We start from the raw sequence: 14,196 nt of genomic DNA on the forward strand, positions 1-14,196 counted from the left end.
TATACAATAACAACCCTGGGTTCAACCCCGTTCCAGCCAGTCAGCTTGTGGCGGATCGGTCTCGGGGGAGGCCCGCGCGGGCGAACGCCGCGCGCCAGGGCTCCAGCTTTTCGGTCAGGCTCAGGCGGGCATTGGCGGGGCTGGTGGAGGGCAGGCGCAGGGCCTCGACGCCCAGGGCGCGGGTCTCGCGGATGCGCCGCGCGCTCTCGGCGCCGTTGTGGATGATCACGCGCAGGCCCGGGGCCTCGCGGGTCAGGCGGGCCAGATCGTTGGGGACCGGTTCGCGGATGGCGCTGTCCAGGCTCCCCTCGCGCGAGCAGGCCCCGTAGACGTCCCAGAGGCCCACGCCGTGGTCGAGCAGGCGCTGGATGCGCTCCGGGTAGTCCAACTCCGGGAAGGGTTCGCCGAGGATCTGCCCGGCAATGGGCCAGAACTGGTTGCGCGGGTGGGCGTAGTAGGCCCGGGCCTCCAGCGACGCCACGCCGGGAAAGCTACCCAGCACGACCAGTCGGGTATCCGCTCGCAGGATCGGTGGGAACGCTTCAAGGGTGGCTGAGCCAGCGGTCACAGGAAGGTGGAGCAAGCGGGCTGAGAGGGTGGGCGGTGTCAGGCGCGGTCCTGCTGACTCCGACGGCAGTCGCCGCACTGGCCGTGCAGTTCCACCATGCGCGACTCGATAGCGAAGTCCTGTACCTCGGCCTCCTCTTCCAGTGCGCGGCTGGCCGGTTCCGGGGTGTGGAACTCGGTGATCTGGCCGCAGCCGTCGCAGATCATCAGCGCGGACTCGTGGCGCTCGCCCGGATGCGAGCAGGCGACGAATCCGTTCAGGCTCTCGATGCGGTGGATCAGCCCCTGCTCCAGCAGGAAGGCCAGGGTGCGGTAGACCGTCGGCGGCTTGATGCTGTGATCGTCGGAGGACAGGGCGTGGATCAGGTCGTAGGCCTTGATCACGCCCTCGGTGCGCAGGATCTGTTCGAGGATGCGCCGGCGCTGCTCGGTCAGGCGCGCACCCTGGCGGGCACAGACGCGTTCGGCGTCGGCAAGGGCCTGTTCGATGTCCGGCGTCTGGGTCTCGGCGGCGGCAGTCATGCGCCTAGCATAGCCCAAACACTCATCGCGTCCGTAACCGCCCCGGCCATCAGGCGGGTTCGGCATCGGTCGCGGGCTCCGGGTCGGGCTGTTCGGGGCGCGTGGCGTCGGGACGGGCGAAGATCTCAGCGGACCAGCGGGCGCGGTCGGCCGCCGGTTCGGTCTCGCGCGCCACCATGTGCGCGTCCACGGCGGTGATCCGGTGGTCCAGGCCCTCGCCATTGGCGATCTGGATGGCGAGCCCCGGGCGAGCATTGAGCTCCAGGATCAGCGGTCCGCGGTCGGCGTCGATGACCACGTCCACTCCCAGGTAGCCGAGCTGGCTCAGCTCGAAGCAGCCCGCGGCGAGCTCCATCAGCTGGCCCCAGTCAGGAATCTGCAGACCGACGATGCTCTGCTCGCTGTCAGGGTGTTCGCGGCAGGGCTTGTTGTAGCGCACCCCGCCGATGGTCCGGCCGGAGCCCAGGTCGATGCCCGTGCCGACCGCGCCCTGGTGCAGGTTGGCCTTGCCGTCGGAGTCCTGGGTCGGCAGGCGCATCATCGCCATGACCGGGTAGCCGCGATAGACGACCGTGCGGATGTCCGGCACGCCCCGGTGCGAGACCGCGTCGAACACCGAGGAAAAACGCACCCGCTGTTCGATCATGGCGACGTCCGGGCGCCCGCCCAGGCTGTACATCCCTGACAGGATGTTGGAGATGTGGTCGTCCAGCTCGCTCAGCTCCATGGCGCGCCCGCCCGCCCGCCGCGGCCGGTCGCCGCGCCAGCCCTCGATCACCAGGATGCCGTCGCCCGCGGCGCCATGCGCTGGCTTGATCACGAAGCCGTCTTCGTAGTCCCGCAGCTGGCGGCGCACGTCGCGGATCTGGCGGTGGGTGCGCACGACCCCGTAGAGATCGGGCACCGACAGGCCGGCATCCAGCGCCAGTTTCTTGGTCTGCAGCTTGTCATCCACCCGCGGGTAGAAGCGCCGGGAGTTCCAGGCCGCGATGTAGCGGGCATTGCGGGCGTTCATGCCCACGATGCCCTGTTCCTTCAGCAGCTTCGGTCGCACGAAGCGCGGGAACCAGGCCGGCATCAGTCGGGCCTCCGCATCGCGTCCTGGATACGGCCGAAGCGGAACAGTTCCGTCAGGCGGTAGCCGGTGTAACGCCCGAGCAGCAGGGTCACAGCCAGCAGCACCAGCAGCAGTTCCGGGAACACGAACAGCAGGTGCTCCAGCTGACGGTTGGCCATCAGGCCGTAGGCGGCGGCCGCGACGACCAGGCTGCCGATGCCCTGGGTGATGGCGTCGGCCGGCCCGTGCTCCTCCCATACGACCGACATGCGCTCGATGGTCATGGCGAGGATGACCATCGGGAACAACGACAGCGCCAGGGCCCGCTCGAAGCCCAGTTGATGCGACAGCACGCTGATCCCGAGCATCAGCATGATGACCACGCTGACCACCGCGGCCAGGCGGGGGACCAGCAACAAGCGCAGGTGCTCCAGGTAAAAGCGCACGGCCAGGCCCAGCGACACGATCAGGGTGAACAGGATGATCCCGGCCAGCAGCTGGGTTTCGCGGAAGGACAGCGCGATCAGCACCGGCATGAAGGTGCCGAAGGTCTGGATGCCGATCACGTTGCGCAGGAACACGATGATCATCGCACCCAGGGGCACCATCAGCAGCACGCGGTAGGTGTTCTGCGTGCCCAGCGGCAGGTTCAGGGTGGAGAAGTCGAGGATGCGGGTGTCCAGGGTGTCGCCGAAGCGCTGGATGGTCGCCAGGGCATCCTGGACTCCCCGCGAGACCGCGAACCGGACCTCGGCGGCCTCGCCATTGGATACCTCGAGCAGCGGGGCGCTGCCGTGCGACCAGACGACTACGTCCGCGGGATACTCGATCTCGCCGGTCTCCGGGTCGATGGGGACCCAGCGCCGGGTGTTGTGGACCTCCAGCCAGGTCTGCGGCTCGATGTCGCGGCGGCCATCGACCAGCCGGAGGGCCGTCACCTGGCGCGCGGGGATCCGCGCGGTGGCCAGCAGTTCGATCAGGGTCTCGGTGCGGCGCGTGCGGTTGTCGTCGCTCTCGATGAACACCGCCGCGTTGGATGCGGGGGCGGCGTTGGCGAGGTCATTGACCAGCACCGAGGCAAAGCTCTGGATATCCGAGGAGCGGCCGCGTACGTCGTCGATCAGGGCATCGGCGGCGGAACGGAAGGGCTCGGTCCAGTCGGGTACGGCCACCGGCCCGGGGTACTCCGACTCCGAGCGGTCGTTGCCGTCGCGATAGAGCGTGGCGCGGTAGTAGAGAACCTGTTCACCGCGTGGCTGGCGGGTGGTCCACTGGGCCAGGCGATCCTCGGCCTGGGTAATGGAGTTCAGGCCGTAGCCGCGCGAGACGAAGCCTTCGTCCAGAATGGAGAAATTGGGCAGGCGATGCGGGATGCGCAGCTCCACCGTGGCCGCGCCGCCGGTGGGCTGATAGCGCACCCGTGCCTCCACCTGCCAGGTCTCGGCGGTGGCGTCCGGCTGCAGGGGCATGCCCAGCGCGCTGACCTTGTAGGCGAAGACCCCGAGCCCGACCGCGCTCAGCAGCACGATCAGGATCGGCAGGTGAAAGTGCTTCACTGGTCATCCGCCGCGCAGTCGGGCGCGCGCAGGTGTTTCTCGCCGGAATCGACCAGGATATGGCCGGCCATGTGGCTGCGACCGATCAGGGCCTGATAGGTCAGTGCCGTGCGGTCGATCAGGCTGGTGTCGGCGGTCAGGAGCTGGTTGCCAATGCAGAACTCCATGCGCACGACCGGGCGCTCCTGCGACTCGCCGCTGTGGCGCCGGATACGGACGATCCGTTCGATCGGGCGCTCGAGGGTGATGCGGGCGTCCTCGTCTTCCGGATCGATGATCTCGAAGCGGATCCAGTCCTCGCCGTCCTTTTCGAAGCGTTCCTTGTTCAGCGCGTTCAGGGAGGAGGAGGTCGCACCCGTGTCCATGCGTGCCTCCAGCACGACGTCTTCCTCGACGATCTGTACGTCCTCCACCGCGCCCAGGATGGCCATGGACGGGCCCGATTCGTGGGCCACGGCGGATTGCGCGAGGAACGCCAAGCCGAGCAGCATGGTCGGCAGGATGGAGTGGGTTAAGCTGGAACGACGGGCGGCTGGGGCAGTCACGCAGTCTCCTGAAGGTTACAAAACATCGAAGTCTAGCTGATCATAGTGGTTCACCCCTGTTAAGGGGTTCACAAACCCGCGGCCGTCTTCGTGCCGGCCGGTCACCGCAGTCCAGGAGTCGCCATGCACTGGGTAGTCGATCTCGCCGACCTGACCATGAACGATGTCGCGAAGGTGGGCGGCAAGAATGCGTCCCTGGGGGAGCTGCTCGGACAGCTGGGCGCGGCCGGGGTGCGCGTGCCGGGCGGGTTCGCCACCACCGCGGATGCCTATCGCGCCCTGCTGGCGAAGGACAGCCTGGATGAACGGATCAAGGCGCGCCTGGCGGATCTGGATATCGACGACATCGAGGCGCTGCGCGCCGCCGGGCGCGAGGTGCGCGGCTGGATCGAGCAGGCCGAACTGCCGGCCGAGCTGGAACAGTCGGTGCGCGAACACTACGCGCAACTGGGGGACGAGGTCCCGGTGGCGGTGCGCTCCTCGGCGACCGCCGAGGACCTACCCGAGGCCTCGTTCGCCGGACAGCAGGAGACCTTTCTCAATGTGCGCGGCATCGATGCCCTGCTGCAGCGGCTGCGCGAGTGCTTTGCCAGCCTGTACAACGACCGCGCCATTGCCTATCGCGTGCACAACGGTTTCGCCCATGACGAGGTCGCGCTGTCGGCCGGTATCCAGCGCATGGTGCGCTCCGACGTCGGCGCCAGCGGTGTGATCTTCACGCTGGATACCGAGAGCGGCTTTCGTGATGCGGTGTTCATTACCGGGGCCTGGGGCCTGGGCGAGACGGTGGTGCAGGGCGCGGTGAATCCCGACGAGTATCAGGTCTACAAGCCGGCGCTGGCGGCCGGCAAGCGCGCCATCATCGGCCGCACCCTCGGCACCAAGGCGGTGCGCATGGTGCTGACCGGGGATGGCACGCGCACCGAGGACACCCCGGAGGACCTGCGCCAGCGCTTCTGCCTGTCGGATGCCGACGCCGAGCAGCTCGGGCGCTTTGCGGTGGCGATCGAGCAGCACTACGGCCGGCCGATGGACATCGAGTGGGCGCAGGACGGAGAGACCGGCGAGCTGTTTATCGTGCAGGCGCGCCCGGAGACCGTGGAGAGTCGCTTCGAGCTGGGCGCGGGCGAGCGCTACGAACTGGCGCCGCACGAGGCGGAGCCGCTGGTCACCGGCCGGGCGATCGGCGCGAAGATCGGGGCTGGCGTGGTGCGCGTGCTGGATTCCCCGGATGCCATGCACACCATGGAGGAGGGCGACATCCTGGTCGCGGACATGACCGATCCCGACTGGGAACCGATCATGAAGCGCTCCGCCGCGATCGTCACCAACCGCGGCGGGCGTACCTGCCACGCGGCGATCATCGCCCGCGAGATGGGCATCCCGGCGGTAGTGGGCTGCGGCAATGCGACCGAGGTGCTCTCCGACGGGATGCAGGCGACCGTCTCCTGCGCCGAGGGGGATGATGGTCACGTGTATCCGGGCAAGCTGGAATACCAGGTCAAGAAGACCGACATCGGCGAACTGCCGGAGCTGCCGGTCAAGCTGATGCTCAATGTGGCCAACCCCGGCCGCGCCTACGCCTTCTCGCAACTGCCACACGCGGGGATCGGCCTGGCGCGGCTGGAGTTCATCATCAACGGCACCATCGGCGTGCATCCGCTGGCGCTGCTGGACTACGCCGAGGACCCGGGCCGCCTGGACCCCGAGGTGCAGGAGCGCATCGCCGAGCGGCTGCATGGATTCGACGACGGCCCGCGCGAGTTCTTCGTGCGCAAGCTGTCCGAGGGCATCGCGACGCTGGCGGCGGCCTTCGCGCCGGAGCCGGTGATCGTGCGCCTGTCGGACTTCAAGTCCAACGAGTACGCCCACCTGATCGGGGGGCGCGGCTACGAGCCGCAGGAAGAAAACCCCATGCTCGGCTTTCGCGGGGCCTCGCGCTACCGCTCGGAGACCTTCCGCCCGGCCTTCGCGATGGAGTGCGAGGCCCTGCGGCGGGTGCGCGACGACATGGGACTGGACAACGTGCAGATCATGGTCCCGTTCGTGCGCACCCTGACCGAGGCCGAGGACGTGATCCGGGTGCTGGACGAGGAGGGGCTGCGCCGCGGCGAGAACGGCCTGAAGGTCGTGATGATGTGCGAGATCCCCTCCAACGCGCTGCTGGCGGCGCGTTTTCTCGAGCATTTCGACGGCTTCTCCATCGGCTCCAACGATCTGACCCAGCTGACCCTGGGAGTGGACCGCGACTCCGGACTGGTGGCGGAGTCGTTCGACGAGCGCGACGATGCGGTGAAGGCGCTTCTGAGTATGGCCATCCGGGCCGCCCGGCGCGCCGACAAGTACGTCGGTATCTGCGGCCAGGCCCCGTCCGACTATCCGGAGCTGGCGGCCTGGCTGATGAACGAGGGCATCGAGTCGCTGTCGCTGAACCCCGATTCGCTGTTGTCCACCTGGGAACAGCTCGCACAGGGGCGGGAGCCCGGTAATGGCTGATGCCGCCGCCCAGTGCCCGCAGGTCTACCTGGTTTCGGACGGGACCGGGATCACCGCGGAGACGCTGGCGCGCTCGCTGTTCACCCAGTTTCCGGATGTCGACCCGGCCTGGCACCGACTGCCATTCGTGCAGACCCCCGGCCGCCTGGCCGGCGTGTTCGCCCGGGCCGAGGCCGGTCCGCAGCCGGCCCTGGTGGTCGCTACCCTGGCGAATGCCGACCTGCGGGCCGACCTGCGCCATTGCCCGGTGCCGGTGATCGATGTCTTCGGCGAGCAGGTGGAGCGACTGGAGGGCCTGCTGGGGGTCGCGTCGCAGTCTGTGTCCGGACGGGCCCATGGCATGGGCGACGTCAGCCGCTACGACCGCCGCATCGAGGCGCTGAACTACACCCTGGCCCATGATGATGGCCTGGCCACTCAGGATCTGTCGGTCGCCGACGTCGTGCTGCTGGGGGCCTCGCGTTCCGGCAAGACACCCACCAGTCTCTATCTGGCGATGAACTACGCCCTTTTTGCCGCCAACTACCCGCTGGTCCCGGAGGACCTGCACCAGGGCGATATCCCGCACATGCCCGAAGGGCTGCGGGGGCTCGGCGGTCGACTGGTGGGCCTGACCATCACGCCACAGCGCCTGGCGCAGATTCGCGAGGGGCGCCGCCCCGACAGCCGCTACGCGAGTCTGGCGCAGTGCCGGGCGGAATGCGTGGCGATCCAGGAGTTCTTCGATACCTGGCGGATCCCGCACCTGGACGTGACCGAGCTGTCGATCGAGGAGATCGCCACCCGGGTGCGCGACTGCATGGATGCCCGCCGCGGCGGCTGAGCCGCGCCGGCAAGCCGCACCGGACGCGTCACAGCTTGGCATCCCGTCGGGCTTGCCGGAGAATGGGCGCGGTTAACTCGCTGCACCGCAAGGAGCCCGCATGCCCGCCGCCGGAACCGGACAAGAGATCGCCATCTTCCTCGTCAGCGTTGTCTTCGGGATCTACATCATCCTGCTGATCCTGCGGACGATCTTCGGCCTGGTGCGGGCCGACTACTACAACCCGATCTCGCAGACCATCGTGATGCTGACCGATCCGCCGCTGCGGGTGCTGCGGCCGGTGATTCCGTCGGTAGGGCGGGTCGATCTCGCCGCGATCGTGCTGATGATCGTGCTCAAGTTCATCGAGATCTGGTTGCGCGTGCTCATCGTTGGCGTGGACGTGGGGCTCGGGCTCATCCTGGCCGTGGCGATCCGCGAGCTGCTGACCACCGTGATCTGGGTCTTCATCATCGCGCTGATCGTCGAGGTGGTGATGAGCTGGATCCAGGCCGGGGGCGGCGGGGCCGCCAACAACCCCATCATGCGCCTGGCCGGCGCGGTGAACCGTCCCATCCTCGGCCCGCTGCGCCGGGCCCTGCCGAACACCGGTGCGATCGATTTTTCGCCGATGATTGCCCTGGTCGGGCTCTATATCCTGCTGATTATCGTCCGCTCTTTCTGAATCCGCCGAGCGGGGGTCGGCACGCGCGCCGCCACCCCCGGTTTCAATCGCAGCAAAAGCGGCTAGACTCGAAGACAGGGGTACCTGAGAGCCTGTCTCCGCAGGGCCCCGCTTTCCCCATCAGGCAAAGGAGTCAGCCATGGCAAGAGTGCATCGGGTCTTTACCGGCTTTCTCGTCGCTTTGGCGGCGGTCGCTCTCGGCAGCTCGATCGCATCCGCCAACGAGGCGGAGTTCGACAATTACGTCGTCCACTACAACGTGATCAACACCACCTTCCTGTCGCCGGAGGTCGCGCGGGCCTATGACGTGCGGCGCAGTTCCAACCGGGCGATGGTCAACGTCAGCGTGATGGAGCGGGGCGATAACGGTCTGCAGGCGGTCTCCGCCGAGGTCACCGGGTCGGCCACCAACATGAACGACCAGATGCGCAACCTGCGTTTCCGCGAGATCCAGGATGGTGATGCCATCTACTTCCTGTCGGAGGTGACGGTTCGCAGCGGCGAGACCCTCGACTTCGCGATCGATGTCGCCCCGGCGGGCAGCGAACGCGTGCTGCCGGTGCGCTTCTCGCGCGACTTTTTCGTGGACTGAGCCCCGCCCGGGGCCTTCAGAATGATCCCCCGCCCGGGCGGGGGATCACATCGCCACACTCAGCAGCATCCAGACCCCGTACAGCGCGACCCCGCCGCCGGCGATCCGGCGGACCCAGGGGCGGCGCACGAAGGCCGCCAGGCGTGCGGCGAACACCCCCATCAGCAGCAGATTGGGCAGCGTGCCCAGGGCAAAGGCACCCATCAGCGCGGCGCCCTCCAGGGCCCCGCCGGCGCCCAGTGACCAGGCCAGCACGCTGTACACCAGCCCGCAGGGCAGCCAGCCCCACAGCCCGCCGACCACCAGGGCCTGCCCGGCGTGGCGCACTGGCAGGAAGCGCCGCCCCAGCGGTTCGATGCGCCGCCACAGCACCCCGCCGGCCTGTTCCAGGCGCGCGAGGATCGGCCACCAGCCGGCGAGATAGAACCCGAGCAGGATCAGGAAGACCGCAGCGAAGCTCTGCAGGATCGCCTGACCGGCCGGCAGGCCGCCCAGCAGACTGGCCCCCAGCCACCCGGCCAGGGCCCCGGCAACGACATAGCTCGCCATGCGCCCGAGGTTGTAGGCCAGCAGCAGGTCCAGCCCCGGCCCGCGGCGACCGTGGCCCATGGAGATTGCGCCGACGATGCCGCCGCACATCCCCAGGCAGTGCACGCCGCCGAGGATGCCCACCGCCAGCGCGGCCAGCAGGGTACCCGGGTCACCCATCAGTGCGTGCCCCGGTCAGTCCGGATCGGCCGCATCGCCCAGGGAAACACTGCTTGATGTATACGCTCGCGCTCGAGTCGCTTTTGCGTGCGAACAAGGCGCGGTGACTGCCGTGCAGTCATTCTGCACAAGGGAACCGCAACGCTGTGCGCGCGCAAAAGCGGCCGAGCCCCTGCATTGAATGGTTTGTGGGGTTGGCACCCCAGGTTCCCCGATACGGCGTTGCGCCGCTTGCGGGTAGAACCACTACCCGCTGCACGACGCGCCTTGTCTCGAAGAACCTGGGGTGCCAACGCGAGCGTGTACATGAATCAGTGTTTCCCTAGGACCTCGTGCTTGGTCCGGATGAAGGTGGCGTGCGGCACGTAGAGCAGGTCCGCGAGGTGCCGGATGACCGCCTCCTGACGTTTGTGCAGGTCGCGGTTGGCCCAGGCGGCGCGCCACAGGGCGCGCAGTATGTCGGCCTTCTGCTCGGCATCGAAGGCCGCATTGACCTCGCGCACCATCGGGTGGATGGAGATCAGCGCGTCGCTCTCCTCCTGCGCGATCTCCAGCAGCGCATCGGCGGTATCGTTGTCCAGGCGGAACAACTCGATCAGGCTGCCACGTACCGATTCGAGCTCCTCCGCGCGCAGTTCGAAGTCGGCGCGGCAGACTTCCATGATCAGGGCCGCGGCGGCGCGCTGCAGGCGCTGTTCGGGATCGCCCTCGGCGCGATCGCTGCGTTCGGCGCCCAGCAGGCGCTGCCAGTGGCTGCGTAGTTGTTCAATCACCGCGTGGTCTCCGTCTACTCGCGCTGTGCGGTATGGTGCCCGAATGGAATCCGTTCGGCCCGAATCCCCCGATCTCCTCCTGCTCTCCGGCGGCATCGAGAGCAGCGCCCTGCTGGCGCAGTGCCATGCAGCCGGCCAGGTGCTGCGCGCCGTCTGGGTCGACTATGGCCAGCGCAATGCGGTCCGCGAATGGGCGGCGGTGGAGCATCTGGCCGGGGTCTACGGCGCGACGCCCGTCGCGCTGGACCTGCAGTCCCTGCGCGCGGCCTTCACCCGGCGCAACGACTGGGTCGGGCATGTGCCGTTGCCCCAGCGCAATCTGCTGGTGCTGGCGCTGGCGGTCAACCTGGCCGAACACCACGGTGCCGGGCGTATCCTTTTGGCCCTGAACCGCGAGGATCAGGGGCATGGGCCGGGTTCGCAGCCCGGGTTCGTGCAGCAGGTCTCGGCGCTGGCCGGGACCCTGGTCCCGCATCTGCAGGTCGAGGCGCCGCTGATCGAGCAGTCGAAGGCGGAAATCATCGCCACGACGGATCCGCTGGGGATCGACTGGCGCCGCACCTGGAGCTGCCTTCTGGCACAATCGCGCCACTGCGGGCGCTGCCCGCAGTGCCAGGCCCGGCGCGCCGCGTTCGCCGCGGCCGGCATCCCCGACCCGACCGACTACCGCGAAGCACCCCGATGACCGATGCCGCCATTCCCCGCCATGTCTCCGAGCGTCTGGAGATCGCCATCCTCACCGGCGAAACCCTGCAACTGAACTGGGCCGAGCCCGGTTCCAGTCAAGCCTGGTGGGGCAAGGTAACGCCCCGCGAAGTGCGCGAGGCGGATGGTTATCACTGGCTGGATGGCGAGTGCGAAGGCCGGCCGGTGCAGATCCGCCTGGACCTGATCCGCAACCTGCCGACCCCGGTCAAGTAGCCGCCGAATCGCCGGCCCGGTCTCTCGTGGCGGGCAGGCCGGACATCAGGTCCGCGAGCGACTCCAGCAGCACGAAGTCCTCCGAGTGCATGGGCTCGCCGCGCTCGTCCGGGTATCGAATGCCGCGCAGCTCTGCGATGCCCGCCCCGGCGGCGCTCGCCAGCGCCAGCAGGTTGTCGTCCACCAGCAGGGTGCGCTCCGGGTCATGGGGGGCGATCCGCTGCAGGCGCTCCCAGAACGCGGCCTCTTCCTTCGCGCAATCCAGATCGTGGGCGGAGACGATGGTGTCCAGGCGGTCGCCGATGCGGGTGAGCCGGTGCTTGAAGGCGTAGACCTGCGGGTGGGCATTGGTCACCAGCACCCGCCGTCGGCCGGCACGTTGCAGGGCGGCCAGCAACGCATCGGCATGCGGTTTCAGGGCGATATGATGGGCCAGTTCACGTTTCAGGCCCAGGATGTCCAGCCCGGTGAAGCGCGTCCAGTGATCCACGCAGTACCATTCCAGCTTGCCGCGCACCCGCTGCATCTCGTCCTCCAGGCGGCGGCGTGCGCATTCCGGGTCGTCCGGCTGGCAGCGGATGTACTCCCGCGGGATCAGCTCGCGCCAGAAGCGGTTGTCGAAGTGCAGGTCGAGCAGCGTGCCGTCCATGTCGAACAGCACGGTGTCGATGCGACTCCAGTCCACGGCGAGCGCGGGGGCGTGCGGATTTTTTTCGGGGTTTTGCGGGTCCACAGCAGACGGCCACATGATCGAGGGGATTGGTTATGGCTCTCATGGTACCCCAGGTGCGGTTTCTGCCCGCGCCCCTTCTTGCCGCGCTTCTGGCCCAGCCGGGCCCCACCCTGGCGATGGACCCGGATGATCCGGACTATGATCCGCTGGAGGATGATGCCCTGTGGGGCGAGACGGTCTCCCCGGACCAGACCCAGACGACCAGCCCGGAGCTGACGTTCCTGCTGGAGGAGCCGGACCGGACGCCGCATCACCACCAGAATCAGATCCGCATCACGGCCTCCTCCCTGAAGGACGGATGGGCCGATCTGCGCCAGTGCCACAACGATGTGGCGGCCATTCGGCGCATGGTCATTGTGTACAATGAGGCGACCATCGACGAACTCCAGGTCGAGTCCACCCGCAACATCGAATCCGCGCGCGCCGAGGGTGATCGTGTGGATCTGCGCGGGGTGGAGAAGGACGCCGAGGTCTGTGTGACCGCGCGCATGAAGATCGTCGAGCACGAGGGGGACGGCGTCTATCGCCTGGAGAACGGCCCGTTCGTTCGCCGCTTCCTCGACGGCTATTTCCCGATGCGCGTCACCATGGCCGTGAGCTGGGGCGATCTGGATCTGCGCCTGGCGGAGACCGAGCCGGCCGAGCAGGACGGGTTCGAGGTGGTGACCTCCGATCACGGGTTCATGTTCGACACCCTGTTCGAGGGCGAACTGCGGACCCTGGTGCGTCTGCGCAACAGCCACTGACCGCCCGGGAGGGCGCATGAGCCGAGACAAGCCGGATGTCCAGGGGCGACGCACGGTCGCCAGCAGTCGCCTGTTCGAGGTGGAAGAGCTGGACCTCGAGTTCAGCAATGGCGCGCGCACCTGCTTTGAGCGCCTGGTCAGCCGCGGCCATGGTGCGGTGATCATCGCCCCGGTGCAGGCCGACCGGACAATCCTCCTGATCCGCGAATACGCCGCGGGCACCCACCGCTACGAGCTGGGCCTGCCCAAGGGACGGATCGAGGCGGGCGAAGACATCCTGGCTGCCGCCAACCGGGAGATCATGGAGGAGGTGGGGCACGCCGGACACCGCCTGACCCACCTGGGCGCGTTGACCGTGGCGCCCGGCTACATGGCCCACCAGACGCATCTGGTGCTGGCCGAGGATCTCTATCCCGAGACCGCAGAGGGCGACGAGCCGGAGGCGATCGAGGTGGTGCCCTGGTCGCTGGACCGCCTGACGGAGCTGGTTGCACGCGAGGACCTGACCGAGGCGCGTTCCATTGCCGCCCTGTACATGGTGCGCGACTACCTCGACGGATAGAGGCCTCCTGGCGCGCGCCGGTGTTCCCCCGGGGCCGCAACCCTGCCAAGCTAGGGGGAATGTTCCGGGAAAACGGGAGTTCCCCATGCATGCTCCGCCGAAGGATGCGGCCCTGACTGCCCTGATGCACGAGGTTTCGAGCCTGGCCGACGCGGCCGGCCACGCCATTCTCGAGCTCTACGAGACCCGTTTCGCGGTCACCGAGAAGGCCGACCATTCGCCGCTGACCGAGGCCGATCTGGCCGCCCACCGTATCCTGATCGGCGGGCTGTCGGATATCGACCCGGACTGGCCGGTGCTGTCCGAGGAGGGGCAGGACGTGCCCTTCGCGCGGCGTCGGCAGTGGCCGACCTACTGGTTGATCGATCCCCTCGACGGGACCCGCGAGTTCGTGAAGCGCAATGGCGAGTTCACCGTGAACGTGGCGTTGATTCACAACCACGAGCCGGTCCTCGGCGTGGTCTGGTGTCCGGTGCTCAAGCGGCTGTATGCCGGGCACCGCGACGGGGTGGCGATCCGGCGGGACGAAGACCAGGCCCCGCGCACGATTGCGGTCGCCAGCGAGCGCATCGGCACGGATCATCCCGTGGTGGCGGGCAGCCGTTCACACGGGGCGGAACGCCTGAAGCTCGCGCTGGACCGGCTGGGCCCGCACGAGCTGGTCAGCATGGGCAGCTCGATGAAGCTGTGCCTGGTGGCCGAGGGCGCCGCCGATATCTATCCGCGCCTGGGGCCCACCAGCGAATGGGATACCGCGGCGGCCCATGCGGTGGTGCGGGCGGCCGGCGGCCGGGTGACCGACCTCCAGGGCCAGGAGCTTCGCTACAACACGCGCGAGAGCCTGCTGAACCCCGAGTTTCTGGTGTGCGCCGGCAACCCCGACGGCTGGCTGCGCCGCCTGGGATTGCCGGAGGCCTGAGGGAAACTCTGA

At 68.2% G+C, this 14,196-nt stretch carries 17 protein-coding genes; 9 read left to right on the forward strand and 8 right to left on the reverse strand.

What is annotated here, in order from left to right:
- Positions 1–40: 40 nt before the first annotated feature.
- Genes D103_RS0111355 through D103_RS13530 form a run of 5 tightly spaced genes read right to left on the reverse strand, consistent with a single transcriptional unit; the run spans position 41 to position 4,247 of the window.
- Complete coding sequence (locus tag D103_RS0111355; protein WP_038028834.1) at positions 41–568, reverse strand: DNA-deoxyinosine glycosylase; 528 nt, start codon at positions 566–568, stop codon at positions 41–43.
- 38 nt (positions 569–606) lie between these two features.
- Positions 607–1,089, reverse strand: coding sequence for a Fur family transcriptional regulator (locus tag D103_RS0111360; RefSeq protein ID WP_018866697.1), 483 nt, complete (start codon positions 1,087–1,089; stop codon positions 607–609).
- Between the two features lie 49 nt (positions 1,090–1,138).
- On the reverse strand, positions 1,139–2,167 hold the full coding sequence (locus D103_RS0111365; RefSeq protein WP_018876881.1) for an alpha-L-glutamate ligase-like protein: 1,029 nt from the start codon (positions 2,165–2,167) through the stop codon (positions 1,139–1,141).
- Positions 2,167–3,702, reverse strand: coding sequence for an inactive transglutaminase family protein (locus tag D103_RS0111370; RefSeq protein ID WP_018876882.1), 1,536 nt, complete (start codon positions 3,700–3,702; stop codon positions 2,167–2,169). The genes D103_RS0111365 and D103_RS0111370 overlap by 1 nt, the downstream gene beginning before the upstream one ends.
- Positions 3,699–4,247, reverse strand: a complete 549-nt coding sequence (locus D103_RS13530; protein ID WP_018876883.1) for an ATP-dependent zinc protease — start codon at positions 4,245–4,247, stop codon at positions 3,699–3,701. The genes D103_RS0111370 and D103_RS13530 overlap by 4 nt, the downstream gene beginning before the upstream one ends.
- A 123-nt stretch (positions 4,248–4,370) precedes the next feature.
- Between D103_RS13530 and ppsA the strand changes: the two genes are divergently transcribed.
- From ppsA to D103_RS0111395, 4 genes are all read left to right on the forward strand, one after another.
- Complete coding sequence (ppsA, locus tag D103_RS0111380; RefSeq protein WP_018876884.1) at positions 4,371–6,743, forward strand: phosphoenolpyruvate synthase; 2,373 nt, start codon at positions 4,371–4,373, stop codon at positions 6,741–6,743.
- Positions 6,736–7,566: a pyruvate, water dikinase regulatory protein gene (locus D103_RS0111385; RefSeq protein ID WP_018866702.1), complete on the forward strand. Its 831-nt coding sequence runs from the start codon at positions 6,736–6,738 to the stop codon at positions 7,564–7,566. Before ppsA ends, D103_RS0111385 begins: the two co-directional genes overlap by 8 nt.
- 100 nt (positions 7,567–7,666) lie before the next feature.
- Positions 7,667–8,230: a YggT family protein gene (locus tag D103_RS0111390; protein ID WP_018866703.1), complete on the forward strand. Its 564-nt coding sequence runs from the start codon at positions 7,667–7,669 to the stop codon at positions 8,228–8,230.
- A 139-nt stretch (positions 8,231–8,369) separates the two neighbouring features.
- A complete protein-coding gene (locus tag D103_RS0111395; RefSeq protein ID WP_018866704.1) occupies positions 8,370–8,822 on the forward strand; it encodes a DUF4426 domain-containing protein in 453 nt (150 codons plus the stop codon).
- A gap of 45 nt (positions 8,823–8,867) precedes the next feature.
- Here D103_RS0111395 and D103_RS0111400 read toward each other — a convergent pair whose 3' ends face one another.
- Both D103_RS0111400 and D103_RS0111405 read right to left on the reverse strand, forming a co-directional pair.
- The gene (locus D103_RS0111400; RefSeq protein WP_018876885.1) at positions 8,868–9,530 is read right to left on the reverse strand and encodes a sulfite exporter TauE/SafE family protein; all 663 of its coding nucleotides are present in this window, start codon (positions 9,528–9,530) and stop codon (positions 8,868–8,870) included.
- A gap of 311 nt (positions 9,531–9,841) precedes the next feature.
- Positions 9,842–10,303 carry a TerB family tellurite resistance protein gene (locus D103_RS0111405; RefSeq protein WP_018866706.1) on the reverse strand — a complete coding sequence of 154 codons (462 nt, stop codon included), beginning with the start codon at positions 10,301–10,303 and terminating at the stop codon, positions 9,842–9,844.
- Positions 10,304–10,346: 43 nt separating this feature from the next.
- Here D103_RS0111405 and D103_RS0111410 point away from each other — a divergent pair, with 43 nt between their 5' ends.
- Both D103_RS0111410 and D103_RS0111415 read left to right on the forward strand, forming a co-directional pair.
- On the forward strand, positions 10,347–10,988 hold the full coding sequence (locus D103_RS0111410) for a 7-cyano-7-deazaguanine synthase (RefSeq protein WP_018866707.1): 642 nt from the start codon (positions 10,347–10,349) through the stop codon (positions 10,986–10,988).
- Positions 10,985–11,224, forward strand: coding sequence for a hypothetical protein (locus D103_RS0111415; protein WP_018876886.1), 240 nt, complete (start codon positions 10,985–10,987; stop codon positions 11,222–11,224). The genes D103_RS0111410 and D103_RS0111415 overlap by 4 nt, the downstream gene beginning before the upstream one ends.
- Here D103_RS0111415 and D103_RS0111420 read toward each other — a convergent pair.
- Positions 11,217–11,957 (reverse strand): HAD family hydrolase, encoded by a 741-nt coding sequence (locus D103_RS0111420; RefSeq protein ID WP_051074675.1) that lies wholly within the window; start codon positions 11,955–11,957, stop codon positions 11,217–11,219. The genes D103_RS0111415 and D103_RS0111420 overlap by 8 nt on opposite strands.
- A 32-nt stretch (positions 11,958–11,989) precedes the next feature.
- Here D103_RS0111420 and D103_RS0111425 point away from each other — a divergent pair, with 32 nt between their 5' ends.
- The 3 genes from D103_RS0111425 to cysQ all read left to right on the forward strand — a co-directional run bounded on the left by D103_RS0111425 (position 11,990) and on the right by cysQ (position 14,184).
- The gene (locus D103_RS0111425; RefSeq protein WP_081618411.1) at positions 11,990–12,703 is read left to right on the forward strand and encodes an alpha/beta hydrolase; all 714 of its coding nucleotides are present in this window, start codon (positions 11,990–11,992) and stop codon (positions 12,701–12,703) included.
- A gap of 16 nt (positions 12,704–12,719) precedes the next feature.
- Complete coding sequence (nudE, locus tag D103_RS0111430; RefSeq protein ID WP_018876889.1) at positions 12,720–13,265, forward strand: ADP compounds hydrolase NudE; 546 nt, start codon at positions 12,720–12,722, stop codon at positions 13,263–13,265.
- Between the two features lie 85 nt (positions 13,266–13,350).
- Entirely contained in the window at positions 13,351–14,184 is an 834-nt protein-coding gene (gene cysQ, locus D103_RS0111435; RefSeq protein WP_018876890.1) for a 3'(2'),5'-bisphosphate nucleotidase CysQ, read from the forward strand.
- The last annotated feature ends 12 nt before the right edge of the window (positions 14,185–14,196 follow it).

Origin of the sequence: Thioalkalivibrio sp. ALE31, assembly GCF_000377405.1 — a bacterium.
Classification (GTDB): domain Bacteria; phylum Pseudomonadota; class Gammaproteobacteria; order Ectothiorhodospirales; family Ectothiorhodospiraceae; genus Thioalkalivibrio.

Coding starts and splice junctions, on each gene's coding strand:
- D103_RS0111365 (WP_018876881.1), bottom strand. CDS start 2,167: ATGCCGGCCTGGTTCCCGCGCTTCGTGCGACCGAAGCTGCTGAAGGAA.
- nudE (WP_018876889.1), top strand. CDS start 12,720: ATGAGCCGAGACAAGCCGGATGTCCAGGGGCGACGCACGGTCGCCAGC.
- D103_RS0111390 (WP_018866703.1), top strand. CDS start 7,667: ATGCCCGCCGCCGGAACCGGACAAGAGATCGCCATCTTCCTCGTCAGC.
- D103_RS0111395 (WP_018866704.1), top strand. CDS start 8,370: ATGGCAAGAGTGCATCGGGTCTTTACCGGCTTTCTCGTCGCTTTGGCG.
- D103_RS0111410 (WP_018866707.1), top strand. CDS start 10,347: ATGGAATCCGTTCGGCCCGAATCCCCCGATCTCCTCCTGCTCTCCGGC.
- D103_RS0111360 (WP_018866697.1), bottom strand. CDS start 1,089: ATGACTGCCGCCGCCGAGACCCAGACGCCGGACATCGAACAGGCCCTT.
- D103_RS0111425 (WP_081618411.1), top strand. CDS start 11,990: ATGGCTCTCATGGTACCCCAGGTGCGGTTTCTGCCCGCGCCCCTTCTT.
- ppsA (WP_018876884.1), top strand. CDS start 4,371: ATGCACTGGGTAGTCGATCTCGCCGACCTGACCATGAACGATGTCGCG.
- D103_RS0111415 (WP_018876886.1), top strand. CDS start 10,985: ATGACCGATGCCGCCATTCCCCGCCATGTCTCCGAGCGTCTGGAGATC.
- cysQ (WP_018876890.1), top strand. CDS start 13,351: ATGCATGCTCCGCCGAAGGATGCGGCCCTGACTGCCCTGATGCACGAG.
- D103_RS0111385 (WP_018866702.1), top strand. CDS start 6,736: ATGGCTGATGCCGCCGCCCAGTGCCCGCAGGTCTACCTGGTTTCGGAC.
- D103_RS0111400 (WP_018876885.1), bottom strand. CDS start 9,530: ATGGGTGACCCGGGTACCCTGCTGGCCGCGCTGGCGGTGGGCATCCTC.